Raw genomic sequence first — 14,327 nt, forward strand, 5'->3', positions numbered from 1 at the left:
TAATTAAAGTTTTAACTTTGTTACTTACCACTTCTTGTACCGGCTCCGCCTCGAGTTGCTGTTGTTCTCTCATATCGCTCAGCATCCCGTTCAGCAAAGGCTCTACGATAAGCATCTTCTTCTTTTGTAATACATTCTTTCTTAACAAATCGACTACCCAACTTTGGCTCTGTGTAACACACCATATTTTCTTCATCTATTTCTTCATTGTTAGCCTGAAGGTTTTTACTAGTAGAATTACAGCCAGCTAAAAAAATCATCGCGATTAATGAGGCACTCAGTGTAAAACTTTTCATAATTATTCCTTGTTGTCTGATATGTACAGAATAAAGCTACACAAAAAACAATAAATTGTGTAGTTTTTATTCAGGTTAATTTATACAGTGATCATAAAACGTTGTCGTTGCAGGCCAATCACTGAATACACCGATTACGCCCACATCTTGGGCTAGAAAATCTAAGAGCGTTAACGTAAATCCATCATTTTTAATTAGCTCTTTCACTGATTGATAATAAAACCCACCACCATGAGTAAGCGGTCCAGATCTTTCTAGTGACCAGGCTATGATTTTTAATCCCGCTTTTCTTGCTTCTATTGCATAAGTTGATTGCGCGAGTGTTCCTTCTTCACTAACTGTGACAAGCATCCAAAGCGGTGGCGCAATAATATTCACCCCCATTTTTTTAAGCTCAGCCATTGTATGTTGCCAAGTTCTGAGGTCATTGTGATCGAACCCTGCAATTTCATAGCTATCGTCTAAATAAACTGCCTGCTGCGCATACTCTGAGTGATGTTTTATCCAATATTGTACGTCTGAGAGTAAAAATGATTGAGGAAACACATCCTTCGCAGGCACACCCGCCTGCTCATATTCAGCAATCAGTTTTCTCGCATAGTCTTGCTGTGTAAAGCCGTTGAATGGCATCTCAACTTGTGGTGTTTTAAGCTCAGGCGTCATTTTCACGCCAAGCTGTTTGAATAACGCAATACTTTGTTTGTGCGTCATTAATGTACCATTTACTGCATATAAATCAGTGCGCCACTTAGGTGTGCCCTGCATATACTCTTGTTTTGTTCTAGCAAATGCGTTGGCACCATCCATCTTGCCTTTAAGCTGCAAAAATTCATCTAGGGTTAGATCTGAAGTACAACACTGGACCTGAGCCTTAATCCCTTTATTCAAATCACCTGCTTGAAAAGGGATACGACATTTATTTGCAAGTTCAGGCATGGCTAATATGTTTGTCGTGGTATGCAGATCGCATTGAGAATGACGGCATACTAAGGATTCGTCTTTGGTAAAAGCCACATCACACTCTAATATACCCGCACCCATTCTAGCTGCCGCTATATATGACTCTTTTGTATGCTCAGGAAATTGCATTGGCGCGCCTCGATGGCCAATGGAGAAATCGGTCTTTTTAAAGTTCGAAGTTTCACACCCACTTAGTCGCCTCTTTAACTCAGACTCTGGTAGCTGTTCAAGTAAATAGTACGGTCGTATACCAACTTGAACTTCCTCATTCGACAGTTTGGGTGGCACTGCACTGCACCCTGCTAAAAGTATTAAACCTAACCCTAGAAATCTCTTCATCATAAGCTTTTTATATATTCATATACGACAATTAAAGCACTCAAAAATGACAATAAAATGGACGTCGTCACAAAATTCATCACAAAACGCTTGAATAAAACTATTACTTTTAACCATCTAAAAGTCTAAAAAAACCAAAATACCTATTTAGGGGAATAATTTATTTAAATTAACAAACCACGGAAAATGCATAATACTTTCATGAAATAGAAATTATGAGATATTTATATCTTAAAATAGAAATTTCTACATAAACTATCCCCAACGAAATCCGATGAGTATTTTTTATTCAATTATCACCTTGACAAAACCCCGTCATAATTTAACTTTTAAAACACCAACTTAACAATTGGTTAACTTAAAATATAAATAAAGGACAACAAGATGAATAAAACTCTGATCGCTGGTGCTGTTATCGCTGTGTGTGCAACACAAATGGCATCTGCTCAGCCAGCTACTTTCCAAGGGGCAAGTTTAGATTTAGAAGTAAACAACACCTGTATTGTTCGCTTCAACGATGACGTCTCAAAGTTTGATGTAGAAGGTAAAGCGCGCGGCATGTTGGTTTCAAGTAATGCCAAAGCAAAACATATTTATAAAAATGCCATTAAAGGCATGGCTGTCAACATGAGTTGTGATAAAGCAAAAGCAGCTTTTGCTAATAACGCTGATATTATGCGCTTTACGCCAGATGGTATGGTACACGCTAACCCGGCTAAAGCATTTAAAGGCAAGCCAGGTTCTGGTGGCGGTAGCAATGGCCAAACAACGCCTTGGAGTGTGACACGTGTGGGTGGTCCTGTAGATGGCAGCAACTACACAGCTTGGGTTTTAGATTCTGGTATCGACTTAGACCACGCCGACTTAAATGTTGACAGTTCACGCGGTTTTACCGCATTCACGAAAGGCCGTGATGCAGGTATGGACGATGGTAATGGTAACGGTCACGGTACGCATGTTGCAGGCACAATTGCAGCATTAGACAATAACATTGACGTGGTCGGTGTTGCAGCGGGTGCAAAAGTAGTACCAATCAAAGTATTAGATTCTCGCGGTTCAGGTAGCTGGTCTGGCGTTTTAGCGGGTATCGACCACGTTGCAGCAAATGCAAGTGCTGGTGATTGTGCAAACATGAGCTTAGGTGGTGGTTTTAACCAAGAATTAAACGATGCGGTTGAAAACGCTGCGCAGCAATCAGGTGCCTTCTTTGTGATTGCAGCAGGCAACGAAAGCCAGCATGCGTCTAATGTTTCTCCTGCAAGTGCATCACACAACCGTGTATTCACAATCTCTGCAACTGATTCTAACGACCGTTTTGCGAGCTTCTCAAACTACGGTAATCCACCAGTAGATTATGCTGCACCGGGTGTAAGCATTCTTTCAACTCGCAGCGGTGGCGGCACAACAACGATGTCAGGAACTTCAATGGCATCACCAGCAGCTTGTGCCGTTATCATGATGAGTAATGGCAACCCAAGTATCGATGGCAAAGCGATTAACGATCCAGATGGCAACGCAGACAGCATTGTGCATCTTTAACTAACCTGAGCTTTAGTTAAGAGATTTACTAAAGTAGTGATATTGAATTGGTAAGTATTTTTTTCAATTCTGCAGCCGGATACTTCTAGCGATAACAAGGCGAATTTACGCGTCAATAGCTGGCCTATTGCAAGTAAATTCAACGCAGTTAACGTTGAAAGTGGCCGCTGGAGATAAATTTATTATCCATAGCTCAGGTTAACTAGTTGTTCTTTTGTGAGCTGTTCGTTGCTTAACTAACGCTCACACAAAACTCTTCATATCATTCAAAAAGGAGAAGCGGATCTTCTCCTTTTTGTTTAATTTCTAAAACAATAAAAACTTAAATCCAATCACAATTAATACCACGCCACCGAGCAATTCAGCTTTGCTTTCTAACCAAGTGCCAGACTTATTGCCAACCAAAACGCCTAAGTAACTGAACACAGCAGTAATTACACCAATAACTAAACAGGCTATAAAAGGGTTTACCGACATTAAGTTTAATGTAAACCCAGCAGCCATCGCATCAATACTGGTAGCAATAGCCAGTAAGCACATTACTTTTTGTGTTAAATTTTTAAACTCTACTTCTTCATCGCCATCAAAGGCTTCGTAAATCATTTTTGCACCAATGCCAAATAGTAAAATAAAGGCTATCCAGCGCTTGTAATCGTCAACCCAGCTTAATAAACCTGCCCCGCCTAAATAACCAATGAGCGGCATGGCTCCCTGAAAAACACCAAAATAAAGGGCACACATGAGTGCAACTTTAGGCAAGTTGTTTTGCTTTTTTGCGCCAAGTCCAACCGATACCGCAAAGGCGTCCATACTCAGCGCGACAGCCAATATCAATACTTCTAACATTCCACTTCACAACCATTTTAAATTGGCCGTGAATATTAATTTATTTTATTAGAGAGTAAAGCGAATTAATCTGTTGCTAACTTTTAAGCCCTTCCTAGTTTTAAAGGATAAAATAGTGGTTTAGTGAAATAATCACAAAAGACCTTCATAAAATGTCATTCACCTGCACAATCTAATGTCTTGACTATACTAGTGTAATAACGAGTTCCTCTTTAAGTTCCACAGTGTTAGGAACTTGCTCTAGCTTAGCAACAATGATGGATTGCATTGTATGGGTGATTTTGAAAAGGCATTATTTTTCTTAATTTTTAGCTTGGTCATATTTGATGCCAATGCACAAAACCGAAATGCGGACACACAAACCTTTAACGGTCATAGTGTAAAACAAAAAGCGGTGTATAGATTATCACTGCAAGATTTACTTAACGTAAAAATTGCCACCAGTACACTCACCGAAAAGGCCATTACTGACATTCCCTCCCCCGTCACTGTCTTTACTCGACAAGATATTGATGCGTCTGGCCTACGATATTTACACGAAATATTAGAGTTTGTACCGGGCTATCAAGTTACACGCTACAGTAATTATCCTTACGAGTACTCGGCCTCCTCACGCGCACTGACCTTTGGCGCGTCGAGTAAAAAAATTCTATTTTTACTCGACGGCCATAAAATCAACGGTCCGCGTTCAGGTAATGCAGCACATTTAGCGAACTTTGTTTTAGCACATATTGAACGACTAGAAATTATTCGCGGTCCTGGCTCTTCAATTTATGGTAGTAATGCGTTTACAGGCGTTATCAATATCATTACAAGAAAAACCGAAAAGTCTGTCAGTTTAGCAACGGGCAACGACATCGATTACGATTTATTTGTAATCCAGTCTGGTCAACAAGATAACTATAACTGGAATTTTCAAGCAAATCGTATAGAAGCGTCAGGTAGCGACTACATACTTAATAATACCTTTACTCAGCAACCTTTACATACTCAAGATCCCTATAACTTAACGACATTTCATGCCCAAGTACATAATCAAAACAGCGCTTATACCATTCATTTTAGGCAGCTTGATATGACTGAGTTTTATCATATCGCCCGTACCAGCAACGAGCATAATTTTTCACGCCATAATGCCCTGTTATTCTTAGCCGAGCATCAGTTGAACCTATTTGACAGCATTCAATCACGTCTGCAGTTTGACTACCTACAAACCACATTAAAAAATGGCAACCAAAGTACGCCAAGCGGCGTGTTTAGTAAAATCAGCGAACCGAGCAGTGACGCGCCTTTATTTGGCTATGGGGTATTTGAAGACTTTAGAGCTGCACTTGCTTTACATAACAACTGGCAAGCAACTAAAGAGTCGAGTTTGCAATTTGGCTTTGAATGGCAAATTAACAAAGAACAACGTGCCGAAGGATTTACCAATTACGACCTACCCGCATTACTGAATCAAAGTTACCCTATTCAGCATTACCCTAATGTTGACTATAAAACACAAATTGGCGGTGAAACTTCGCAGCCTTTCATTGGCGCTTATGCGCAGTATCAAACATCATTCGCGAAAATAAATTGGGTTATTGGTGGCCGGTTTGACCGCTACCCAGACCTAAAAACACAATTCACACCGAGGCTTGGGGCCGTCTATTTAGCTAATAACAACTGGCAATACAAACTGCTTTATGGCGAAGCCTTCAGAGCACCAGAGCTCAGTGAGCTAACTTTATTTAGCGGCATCACTCGAAGTGGTAACGCAAACTTAGAAAGTGAATCGATTAAAACCACCGATTTCATCGCACAATTCACAGGCGAGCAACTGCTATTTTCGGTTGACCTATTTTATAACCATTTTTCAGACCCCATTATCAATGGTTTGGTGAGTGAGAATCTGGCTGGCCAAGTGAACTCAACCGATCAATATGGTCATGGCATAGAAACTGAGCTGGTTTGGGAGTTACAAAACAATGTAAAACTAAGAACAACAGCCACCTACTTCACAAAGAGACCTATTTCTGCGTTTAGAGATTCAAAAGCATTAGCAAGTATTCAGCTAGAGCATTCACTAAACAACTTAACCTATCAATTATCTGCAACTTATCGCTCCAACAGAGAGACACCAACCTCAACAGAGCTGAATAACAATATTGCTGGTTTTTGGTATCTCAGGGCATATCTGCACTATCAATTAAATCCTAAGCTATCCTTAAAGCTTGGCGTTAATAATTTACTCGATGATGCGTTGTATAACCCTTCTACTGTACCGGCTCACCCTAAGGGCATACCGTTAAAGGGTCGCAATGGTACGCTAGAGCTTAATTGGCAATTTTAGGTATGGGCATGAAATATCTCTTTCTTTCAACACTCTGCATTGTGGTCATGCTAAGTAGCTTTAACAATAATGCAGAAGAGACTCTCTCTGAACAAACCCTAAAATCAGCGTTTATTGGTCAGTTTAGTCACTTTATAAATTGGCCAAACAGCCCTAAACAATTGAATGTCGCATACATGGGCAATGACGACCAATACTGGCAGGCCCTTCAGAATATGGCGAGCTCTGGGGCGTCTAAATACGCTTTAACATTAAGCCGTATTTCTAATGCCGAACATGTACTTTTAACAGACGCACATATTTTAGTAATAGGACAAAGCCACAATAGATATATTTCTGGGATTAATGCCTTGTTAGGCGACCGAGCAACATTGCTCGTCAGCGAATATGTCACTGATAACAAATTGATTGGCATTAACTTTTATAAAACCAACAAGCAAACGCTGTCTTTTAACCTTAACCGCTACAACCTGCTGTATCAGGGACTCTCTATCAGTGAAGATATTGTCTTGCTAGGTGGGTCTGAAATTGATGTTGCCCATATGGTTAAAGAAATGACCTCAAAACTTTCAGACTCAGCCAAGCAAATCGATAAACTAAACAGCCATATAAGAACTCAAGAAATCTCGATTACTGAAAAGCAAAAACAAATTGAGAAAAAGCAACAAAGCATCAATTTAAAAAACCAAGAACTAGAGCTGCTAAGTGAAAAAATCAAACAGACTCAGTTTGATCATGAAAAGCAATTAGACGACCTTGCCAGTCAACTTGCACAGAAAGAGCACCTTCTTGAAGATAAACAAAATAAAGTGAGCGATACTCAAAATGAGCTTGATAAAATGAACGAGCAAAGTCGCAAATTAACAGCGCTTATTGATAAAAACCAACAACACATTGAACAACAAACCCAAAAATTAAGTCGTTTATCAAATGGCCTCAAAGAAAAAGAACAAGCGTTGCAGGTAAAAGAAAAACAAGTAGAACAAACCACCAATGTGCTATTTATTAGCCTAGGCGCATTGATAGCTTTTGCTGTGCTGGCAGCAAACCTATGGTATTTGTCTAAACGTAAACAAGCCCTAAACAAGCTACTAGAAGCACATAACGAAGAGCTCGAAAACATCAACCAGCAACTTATAACAACACAAAAGCAGCTCGTTGAATCCGAGAAAATGGCGTCACTTGCCGGCTTAGTAACAGGTGTGGCGCATGAAGTTAACACACCACTAGGGGCTGCAATAACAGCAGTTACTCACTTAAGCGCGATTTCGACAGAGATTTATTCAGATTTCAAAGATAAAAAACTATCAAGCCAAAAATTTGAACGTATTCTTGAGGAGCAGCTACAAGCAACCGATATCATTTTCAAAAATTTGTGCCGTTCTGCAGATCTGATCAAAAGCTTTAAGCAAGTGTCCGCTGATCAGGTATCCGAAGCAGCCAGAGAATTTGAAATAGGAGATTATCTCCATGAAATCATCACGAGCTTAAAACATGAGCTTAAACGCGCCCAAGTTCATGTTTCTATTCGCTGTGATTTTCAAAAACGTATTTACACTTATCCCGGCGTTTTTTCTCAGGTGCTCACCAACCTTGTCATTAATTCACTCATTCATGGCTTTAAATCTCAACAAGCTGGGCACATCCAACTCGAAGTAAAACAAGAAAACGGACACCTCTTCATTCACTACCAAGACAATGGATGCGGCATAGATAAACAGAATTTAGATAAAATTTTCGACCCTTTCTTCACCACAAACCGAAATTCAGGCTCGACAGGGCTGGGCTTAAGTATTTGCTATAACTTAATCACTCAAAAAATGCAGGGAAATATCACCTGCTTAGAAAGTGAAAACGGCGCACACTTTGAGCTGTCTTTTCCTTTTACCATTCAAACCTAACCAAAACTGGCCCAAAATAACAAAACACTAAAACCTATCGAGCTTATGGCTATTAAAACGAGATATTTAAGCGCAGGCGGTACAAACCGCTGTGCAAATTGACGATGTTTTTGCCAGGGTATCACTAACAATCCAAGAGTTGTCCCTATCAAAACCCAGCCAAATACACTAAAAACGAACTCCCATTTCATATTTTCAGCATTCAAAGTTAAAGCTGAGCCAGCCACCAAACGACAAGCCATTTCTGTAAAATGGGCTTTCGGTGAATGAGCAAATGCGAGCAAGAACGTTTTTACACGCTCAGGCTTAATCAAAGCCAAAAGACCAAATGCGATAAAATATCCACTCAAAAGTGCAACTATCCATTGCGCCAAGTCACTCATCATTTTAATCCTACATGTTACTTTTTATATCGTCCGCAAAACGAACACAAACCTGTTTCTAAAAAAATAAAAACGTTAACTTTGTAAACAACAAAATAATAATTAGAAAATAAAGCAACAAGAAAAAGAAAACTTAATAAAAAACCACAATAAGTGAATGTTAATTCTTTATTTTTGAATAAACATGAGTAGAATCACCGTTCTCAAAATGACGTTCAAATTAACTATGAGGTTTTACGTGTTCTCGCTTTTTCGTCCTTCAATGATTGCCCTTGCAGTCTCTACTGCGGTTTTACCAAGCACATTTGCACACGCGCAAACTCAGCCTAATACTGAGTTAAAAGCGCAACTTTCTAAAGAGATTGAGACTATTCAGGTAACGGCAACACGACGAAAAGGCACTGTACAAGAAGCACCACTCAATATTACAGCGGTCGACAATGATGTGATGAAGCAGCAAAACATCACTGATCTTGAATCTGTATCACGCTGGGTGCCAGGTTTAACCATTACCGATCAGGGCGGCCGTGAAAGCTCTCCCATCATTGTTCGTGGTTTGAATACAAATTCATCTGAGCGCGCCTCTGATTCTGGTACGGTTGCCACTTATTTAGGTGAAATCCCATTGAGTGTTAATCTACGTCTAACCGACATCGAACGTGTAGAGGTGCTGATTGGCCCACAAGGCACGCTTTATGGTGCGGGCACATTAGGCGGTGCTATTCGCTATATGCTAAAAGCACCTGAACTTGATTACACTGAGGTACAAGTTAGCGGCGACGTGTTTGCCCTATCTGAAAGCGACGGCCAAGGCGGCGAGTTTGGTGCGGTTTTAAACTTGCCATTGATTGAAGATACATTGGCACTGAGAACGAGCTTTAATCATTACACTAACCCAGGCTATATTGATTACAACTATGTTGTTAAAACTCCGGGTGTTAGCAAGCCAGATATTGACTGGAACAACTCAGAAGAAGTCGCACAAAACATCACCCAACATAAAGATGCCAACGACGAAAGCATTACCACAGCTCGCGTTTCTCTTCGTTATCAGCCATCTGATGTGTTTGAAGCGACGCTAAACTACTTTTATCAAAAACAAGAAAACGGCGCGAACAGCATTAGCCAATATCAAAGTTTGGCGAGCAGCAATCCACTTGCTGACAAAGTTGGTAAATACGAGTCTGCCTATCGCGTATTAGAGCCAAACATCCAAGAAGATGAACTACTCAGCCTTGAATTAAAAGTAGATTTAGATTTTGCAGAGCTTGTTTCTGCAACGGGTTTAACCGACTACGAACAAGTGGGTCAACGTGACCAAACCGATCTGCTTTACGATATCTGGCCGGGTTACGCTGACTTCCCAAGCTTTACTGCATTAACCGACGACACCAGTGAAGTGAAAAACCTTACACAAGAAATTCGTTTAGTGTCGAAAACCGACACTGCATTAAATTGGATAGCCGGTGTCTATTACAACAAAACAGAAGGCAGCTCAGACGACCGTGAATATACGCCGGGTCTTAGCGATTTTTGGGGCGGCGATATTACCAATATCGAAAAAGACTTAGAGTATTTAGCACTCGGTGAATACGACAATAAAGAACAAGCTATTTTTGGTGAAATTGGCTATGCGTTTAGCGATAAGCTAAACGCCACCGTTGGTGCACGTTTTTATGAGTACGAAGTAAAATCGCTGTCTGGCGCTGTTACACCGCTATACACAGGAGATATTAGCAGCATCAGCCAAGTTCCAATGGAACTTGTTGAAGCCAGCGACAATGGCTCACTATTTAAGTTTAATGTTGATTATAAGTGGGACAACAACATCATGACCTACTTCACTATCAGCGAAGGCTTTAGATTAGGCGGCGGTAATGGCGTAATGTCATGCCCTGAGGTATTGCCTGATCAACAGATCATTTGTGCATTGCCACATGAGGTGGATTATAAGCCAGATACCACCACCAACTATGAGTTAGGCTTAAAATCGACGTGGTTCAAGAACAAGCTACATTTGAACATCGCAGCCTTTAATGTGCTGTGGAATGATGCACAAATTCAAGCAACCACGGTTAACGGTGAAGCCATTATTTCGTCAAATGCCGGTGAAGCTCAGAGTAAAGGAATTGAATTTGCGACTCGAGCAATATTAACCGATAACTTAAGCACGTATTTAACCTATTCATATGCCGATGCAAAATTAACGCAAGACGCACCTGCCCTGTTTGCCGTTTTCTCTGAAGACGACTACAGCAGCGAAGAAATCGCCAAATATCAACTTTACTACGATGGTGAAAAAGGTGATAGATTACCGGGTGCGCCAAAGCATCAGTTGTCATTTGGCATAACCTACAACACCGACGTATTGGAAGATAAACTGCTGACTATCAATTATGGCTTAACAGCACAAAGTGATGTGATCACCAAAGTGGGCTTAAAGGCAGATGGTGAAACTTTAGCGGGCTACGCTATGAGCAATTTGAGCTTCAGACTTGCCGGTGAAGCTTGGTCAACGACCCTATATGTGAACAACTTATTCGATAAATACGCGCAAACCTCGGTGCGTCGAGATAAGTCTTGGGCGGGCGAAGGCAAACATCCAGAGCTTTCAAAGGCACTGCCTGAGCTTCAACGTGTGTACGGACACTATGTCACTACACCACGCACTATTGGTGTTAAATTTGACTACCAGTTTGAGCTATAGATGAACATAGCCAGTCAAGTGAAACAATACCTTACAAAGGGCGCGCTCACCAAAGCGCATCCTTTGTTGGTGTCTTGGTTACAGCAAGACCCCCAAAACCCTCAAGCTTGGGGGTTTCTGGCTGAGCTGAATTTACTCGCTGGCGATAAAAGCAAAGCGCTTAAAATTATTAGTAAATCACTGAGTTTAGCGCCGTCATTGCCAATGACACTTCAGCTTGCTAAAACCGCGTTGCTGGCTGGCGATCACCAACAATGTGACAATATACTCAAAGGCTTAACCTTAAGTACAGCGCACCCACTTTCAGCCTCTGCAATAGAGCTAGATTTAGCCGCTAATTTATGGCTTCGCCTAAACCAACCATATCAAGCACTCAGTTTATTCGAGCAAGCGCATTCACTTGATGATTTGAACACAAACATTAGTTTAAATTACGCGATATGCTTAAAAATGGCAGGCAAAATACAAGGTGCTGAAAAGTTATTTGAATCTATAATAAAGCAGCAGCCTTTACACGAATTGGCCCATTTATCACTCGCTGAGCTCAAAGCTGACAAATCGAATACTATTCCTATTGCTTTAGAAAAGGCGCTCGAAAAGAAGCCACAAAGCCAGTATCTCAATTATGCCAAAGCCTTATATCTAGAAGCACAGAAAGACTACAAAGCTGCATGGCAAGGTTTTAAGCTAAGTAAAGAAACTGTAGCGCAAAGCGTTCAGTTTGAAACAAACGCCCACCATCAGTTTTGTTTACATCGCATTCAAAGCTCTATTAGTGAAAAGCTTGATGCGTTTATTACAAATACGTCCAAAAACCGTAACCAAGCTGTAGACCCTATATTTATCGTCGGCATGCCCCGCTCTGGTACCAGCTTGTTAGAGCAGCTTTTAGCAACGCAACCACGGCTCAAAGCGCTTGGTGAGCTGAGTTTTTTACCTCAATTACTAAACATCAAAGCGGGGTTTTATAAACAAACAAAATTAACCCTTTCGGATACTCCTGAATTACTACTTAAGCAATATACTCAACTACTTAACCAAGACAACAAGCAAGCAGATTTGCGACAAAATAATATTAGAGGCATAGATAAACAACCGTTTAACCTCTACTTTGTCGACGTGATTTTGAAGCTGTTTCCGAATGCAAAAATCATTTGGCTAGTGCGTAATAAATTCGATACCTGTGTCGGTAACTTTAGGCAAGCCTACCAAGTAAACAGTCCTTTTCATCATTACAGTTTTGATTGGCAACATATCAATGCGCTTTATGATGACTTCATAAAGTTGGGCACCCATTGGGAGCAGACCTTTAGCGAAAGCTTTATGCGTGTCGATTATGAAAATTTAGTGAGCGAGCCTAAAACACAACTCTCTGCGCTGTTTCACTTTTTGAATGTAGAAGCCGAGGACGACCCCCTTGAATTTCATCAACATAATTACTTTTCAGCAACCGCCAGCAAGCTGCAAATAAGACAGCCTCTAAACACACGTTCCATCAATAAGTTTAAGAGTATTTATCCTACAAACTGAAAAGGCAAGTTATTAAAAATAAATAAAGAAAAGCTAACAAAAACAAGCTAGAGGAAAATTCTTGCCTATACTTTACCTATGCAAGCACGCTATGTAGGAGAAGTTATGACTAAAAACAGGATTGACGCGCTCACCGGCATTCGTGGCATTGCTGCTTTATGGGTGTTATTACACCATTTGGTTAGTCAGTACCCTTTGCAAGGTAAACTCCCCGTTCTAGTCGAACACATCGCTGAAAAAGGCTGGCTTGGTGTTGACTTGTTCTTCATTTTAAGCGGCTTTGTGATTGCGTATGTTCACCATAAAGACTTTGCAACCCAAATCACAGCCAACACCATAAAACAATTTATGGTTAAGCGTATTGCGCGAATTTATCCCGTACACCTACTGACCACATTATCGCTCGTGCCCATCTATTTTGGTGCAAAATGGGCGTTTGGTTACGACTCTCCTGTGAATGCTTTCTCACTTGAAAAGCTGCTTTACAGTGTGAGTTTAACCAATGGTTTTGGCTTTCATGATTCCTTGGGATGGAACGCCCCTTCTTGGTCAGTCAGCTCGGAGTTTTTAGCCTATTTGGCCTTCCCATTTTTGGCCGCTTTGCTGCTTAGAAAACAACTTTCAGCATTGTTGTGCTTTGCCTTAATTGCCGCGATTTTTACCATCACTACCTCTATCGGTTGGATATTAACAGATATGAATAGCTATATTGCAGGCTGGGAGTGGGTATCGATGCGTGTTTTGTCAGAGTTTATTTTTGGCATGCTTATATTTCAGCTTTACCGCTTAAATTTTAAAGCCCCATTTTGGCTGTTTGCGATACTCTCTGCGCTGGTCATCGTCTATATGAGCGTGATTAACGCCGAAAGCAGATGGGATTGGGTCATGGTGCTCACCTTTGGGGTATTAATTTATGCGCTCACAAACTCTGAACACGCTATAAGCCGCATTTTAGCCTCAGCTAACATGAAATATTTAGGCGAAATCTCCTACTCTATCTATTTATGCCATGGCGTGGTGTTTATGGTATTCAATAGTGCCCTACCCAAACTAATGCCAAACTTTGAGGGGCTTTTCTTACTTATTCCCATATTAATTTATGTGGTCGCTACGCTGGTTGTTGCGCACTTTATGTATAAGCTGGTTGAGATCCCCGCACAGGCTTATTTAAAGAAGAAATGGCTATAAAAAGCACTGGCCAAGCTTAGATTAAGACGTTGAATAAGAGCTTCCGTTGAATAGGAGTAAGTGTTGAAAAACAAATGCAATCAAAAAGTCCACGTTCCAAGCGCCTTCTGATTGCAAAACCTTTCTCTAGCCAACCTCAAATGAAGTGATACCAAAAATTCTCTGCAACTGAATATCAGGTTCTGTTTGCGTGTACATTCTGGCAGTTTCAAATGGGCAAATTACAGTTGGTTAAAATAAGCGACGCAGGAGCAAAAACCAACTGTAATTTGTCCTGATTAATTGGCTTGATACTTATTGAACCTT

The 14,327-nt window shown here is 40.7% G+C and carries 10 protein-coding genes; 6 read left to right on the top strand and 4 right to left on the bottom strand.

All coding sequences use genetic code 11. The features are described 5' to 3' along the window. Positions 1-20 precede the first annotated feature (20 nt). Together C1E24_RS10975 and C1E24_RS10980 are read right to left on the bottom strand one after the other, a co-directional pair. The gene (locus tag C1E24_RS10975; protein ID WP_138481394.1) at positions 21-296 is read right to left on the bottom strand and encodes a hypothetical protein; all 276 of its coding nucleotides are present in this window, start codon (positions 294-296) and stop codon (positions 21-23) included. A 75-nt stretch (positions 297-371) separates the two neighbouring features. Beyond that, positions 372-1,595, bottom strand: a complete 1,224-nt coding sequence (locus C1E24_RS10980) for a glycerophosphodiester phosphodiesterase family protein (protein WP_138481415.1) — start codon at positions 1,593-1,595, stop codon at positions 372-374. Between the two features lie 384 nt (positions 1,596-1,979). On the opposite strand from C1E24_RS10980, the gene C1E24_RS10985 reads away from it, so the two are divergent. Next, complete coding sequence (locus tag C1E24_RS10985) at positions 1,980-3,134, top strand: S8 family serine peptidase (RefSeq protein ID WP_138481396.1); 1,155 nt, start codon at positions 1,980-1,982, stop codon at positions 3,132-3,134. Between the two features lie 306 nt (positions 3,135-3,440). Here C1E24_RS10985 and C1E24_RS10990 read toward each other — a convergent pair whose 3' ends face one another. Further along, complete coding sequence (locus C1E24_RS10990) at positions 3,441-3,980, bottom strand: manganese efflux pump MntP (RefSeq protein WP_138481398.1); 540 nt, start codon at positions 3,978-3,980, stop codon at positions 3,441-3,443. Between the two features lie 271 nt (positions 3,981-4,251). Here C1E24_RS10990 and C1E24_RS21175 point away from each other — a divergent pair, with 271 nt between their 5' ends. Both C1E24_RS21175 and C1E24_RS11000 read left to right on the top strand, forming a co-directional pair. Continuing rightward, on the top strand, positions 4,252-6,312 hold the full coding sequence (locus tag C1E24_RS21175) for a TonB-dependent receptor plug domain-containing protein (protein ID WP_138481400.1): 2,061 nt from the start codon (positions 4,252-4,254) through the stop codon (positions 6,310-6,312). An 8-nt stretch (positions 6,313-6,320) separates the two neighbouring features. Further along, a complete protein-coding gene (locus C1E24_RS11000; protein ID WP_171040870.1) occupies positions 6,321-8,213 on the top strand; it encodes a YfiR/HmsC family protein in 1,893 nt (630 codons plus the stop codon). Here C1E24_RS11000 and C1E24_RS11005 read toward each other — a convergent pair. Further along, positions 8,210-8,599: a hypothetical protein gene (locus C1E24_RS11005; protein WP_138481403.1), complete on the bottom strand. Its 390-nt coding sequence runs from the start codon at positions 8,597-8,599 to the stop codon at positions 8,210-8,212. The two genes, C1E24_RS11000 and C1E24_RS11005, sit on opposite strands and share 4 nt — an antisense overlap. Before the next feature lie 259 nt (positions 8,600-8,858). Here C1E24_RS11005 and C1E24_RS11010 point away from each other — a divergent pair, with 259 nt between their 5' ends. The 3 genes from C1E24_RS11010 to C1E24_RS11020 all read left to right on the top strand — a co-directional run bounded on the left by C1E24_RS11010 (position 8,859) and on the right by C1E24_RS11020 (position 14,021). Continuing rightward, the gene (locus C1E24_RS11010) at positions 8,859-11,303 is read left to right on the top strand and encodes a TonB-dependent receptor (RefSeq protein WP_240721998.1); all 2,445 of its coding nucleotides are present in this window, start codon (positions 8,859-8,861) and stop codon (positions 11,301-11,303) included. Then, entirely contained in the window at positions 11,304-12,833 is a 1,530-nt protein-coding gene (locus tag C1E24_RS11015) for a tetratricopeptide repeat-containing sulfotransferase family protein (protein WP_138481405.1), read from the top strand. Between the two features lie 105 nt (positions 12,834-12,938). Further along, positions 12,939-14,021: an acyltransferase family protein gene (locus C1E24_RS11020; RefSeq protein ID WP_171040872.1), complete on the top strand. Its 1,083-nt coding sequence runs from the start codon at positions 12,939-12,941 to the stop codon at positions 14,019-14,021. Positions 14,022-14,327 lie beyond the last annotated feature (306 nt).

This window comes from Pseudoalteromonas phenolica, assembly GCF_005876835.1.
GTDB lineage: Bacteria > Pseudomonadota > Gammaproteobacteria > Enterobacterales > Alteromonadaceae > Pseudoalteromonas > Pseudoalteromonas phenolica_B.

Bases quoted from the DNA above. Each gene is read 5' to 3' on its own strand.
- C1E24_RS10975 (WP_138481394.1), bottom strand. From the start codon at position 296: ATGAAAAGTTTTACACTGAGTGCCTCATTAATCGCGATGATTTTTTTA.
- C1E24_RS10980 (WP_138481415.1), bottom strand. From the start codon at position 1,595: ATGAAGAGATTTCTAGGGTTAGGTTTAATACTTTTAGCAGGGTGCAGT.
- C1E24_RS10985 (WP_138481396.1), top strand. From the start codon at position 1,980: ATGAATAAAACTCTGATCGCTGGTGCTGTTATCGCTGTGTGTGCAACA.
- C1E24_RS10990 (WP_138481398.1), bottom strand. From the start codon at position 3,980: ATGTTAGAAGTATTGATATTGGCTGTCGCGCTGAGTATGGACGCCTTT.
- C1E24_RS21175 (WP_138481400.1), top strand. From the start codon at position 4,252: ATGGGTGATTTTGAAAAGGCATTATTTTTCTTAATTTTTAGCTTGGTC.
- C1E24_RS11000 (WP_171040870.1), top strand. From the start codon at position 6,321: ATGAAATATCTCTTTCTTTCAACACTCTGCATTGTGGTCATGCTAAGT.
- C1E24_RS11005 (WP_138481403.1), bottom strand. From the start codon at position 8,599: ATGATGAGTGACTTGGCGCAATGGATAGTTGCACTTTTGAGTGGATAT.
- C1E24_RS11010 (WP_240721998.1), top strand. From the start codon at position 8,859: ATGATTGCCCTTGCAGTCTCTACTGCGGTTTTACCAAGCACATTTGCA.
- C1E24_RS11015 (WP_138481405.1), top strand. From the start codon at position 11,304: ATGAACATAGCCAGTCAAGTGAAACAATACCTTACAAAGGGCGCGCTC.
- C1E24_RS11020 (WP_171040872.1), top strand. From the start codon at position 12,939: ATGACTAAAAACAGGATTGACGCGCTCACCGGCATTCGTGGCATTGCT.